This window comes from Thermoanaerobacterium butyriciformans (assembly GCF_017874545.1).
In the GTDB taxonomy this organism is placed as follows: Bacteria; Bacillota; Thermoanaerobacteria; order Thermoanaerobacterales; family Thermoanaerobacteraceae; genus Thermoanaerobacterium; species Thermoanaerobacterium butyriciformans.
Genome location: NZ_JAGGLT010000065.1, coordinates 1 through 1874, shown reverse-complemented (window position 1 = coordinate 1874; position 1874 = coordinate 1). Strand labels below are relative to the sequence as shown.

Genomic DNA, 1874 nt, shown 5'->3' with positions numbered 1-1874 from the left:
TGTGGGCTTGGTAGTGGGAACCACTAGCTGAACCGCAAGGGTGTCCATCGCGAGGTGGAATCTGAAGGAAGCGGTAGGCAAAATCTCGGTCTGAGGAACACGAACCAGATAAGAGGCTGAATTGGGGTGGACGAGTTTGCAATACAAAACGAAGTCCAACACTACCCGAACTCCATACAGTAAATCTGGCAGATAGACGAGATGAAGGTTATCGTTCTTACCCGGGGAGGTCTCAAGGACAAGTCATTAAAGTGAACTCTGAAATGACAACCCATACAGTGATGTATGGCTGAACCTTGAGAAGTCAGCAGAGGTCATAGTACTTATCTAGTCATGAATAGATAAGGAAGGACCGAACATTAGGAGGTTTTGGAAATCTTATGAACTCGAAAGATATGCAAAGACTGCAGACAACTCAACAAAGAGGCTATCCGCTCAATCAAGAAATGGAATTTCAAGAGAGAGTGGAAGTGCATAGTATATCATCGGCGTCAAAAGATAGAAGAAACAATGTGCAAAGATACACCAGTAATCTGCTTGAAATGATACTAGACCGAGAAAACATGAAAGAGGCATACAAGCGAGTAGTTGCAAATAAAGGAAGTCATGGAGTCGATGGGATGGAAGTAGATGAACTTCTACCGTATCTCAAAGAAAACTGGCTGACCATAAAGCAACAATTACTGGAAGGAAAGTATAAACCACAACCAGTGCTGAGAGTAGAAATACCAAAACCAGATGGAGGAACAAGACTACTAGGAATACCTACGGTACTAGACAGACTAATACAACAAGCAATAGCCCAAATACTAAGCGGAATATACGACCATACATTCTCGGAAAATAGCTATGGATTCAGACCTAGACGCAGTGCAAAAGACGCAGTAATAGCCGCAGAAACATATATAAACGAAGGATGCACATGGGTAGTAGATATAGACTTAGAAAAGTTCTTTGACAGAGTAAACCACGACATACTGATGTCTAAATTAGAAAAGCGGATAGGAGACAAGAGAGTACTGAAGCTGATACGAAGATACCTAGAATCAGGAGTAATGATAAACGGAATAAAAGTAGCAACAGGAGAAGGGACACCACAAGGAGGGCCATTAAGTCCGCTATTAGCAAACATAATGCTAGATGAACTAGACAAAGAACTAGAAAGAAGAGGGCACAAATTCTGTCGATATGCAGATGATTGCAACATATACGTAAAAAGCAGGTCGGCAGGAAACAGAGTAATGAAAAGCATAAAGAAATTCATAGAAACCAAATTAAAACTAAAAGTCAATGAAGCCAAAAGTGCTGTAGATAGACCATGGAAAAGAAAATTCTTAGGATTCTCGTTTTACATAAAAGAGAATAAAGTAAGAATAAGGATTCATGAAAAATCCATCAAAAGGTTTAAGGAAAAAGTAAGAGAAATAACCAATCGAAACAAGGGAATAAGCATGGGATACAGAATACGTAGATTGAATCAGATAACGACAGGATGGGTTAACTACTTTGGATTAGCAGATGCGAAAGGAATAATGAGAACCCTTGACGAATGGATAAGGCGTAGACTAAGAGCATGTATATGGAAACAATGGAAGAAGATAAAAACAAAATACGATAATCTAGTAAAATTAGGATTAGAAAAACAGAAAGCCTGGGCATATGCCAATACGAGGAAAGGCTACTGGAGAATATCCAATAGCCAAATACTCAATATGACTCTTACAAATAAATACTTCGAAGGCATAGGTTACAAGAGTTTGTCAAAGAGATATCTAATTGTACATTAAATCTTAATGAACCGCCGTATACCGAACGGTACGTACGGTGGTGTGAGAGGACGCTGAATAAAATAATTATTCAGCTCCTACTCGATT

1 protein-coding gene is annotated in these 1874 nt (G+C 39.3%); it reads left to right on the top strand.

The window, feature by feature from the left end:
- The first annotated feature begins 380 nt into the window (after positions 1 to 380).
- Positions 381 to 1787, top strand: a complete 1407-nt coding sequence (ltrA, locus tag J2Z80_RS14865; protein WP_209455070.1) for a group II intron reverse transcriptase/maturase — start codon at positions 381 to 383, stop codon at positions 1785 to 1787.
- Positions 1788 to 1874: the final 87 nt, after the last annotated feature.

What these genes read in the sequence shown, in the direction of transcription:
- ltrA (WP_209455070.1), top strand. Translation starts at nt 381, where the DNA reads ATGAACTCGAAAGATATGCAAAGACTGCAGACAACTCAACAAAGAGGC.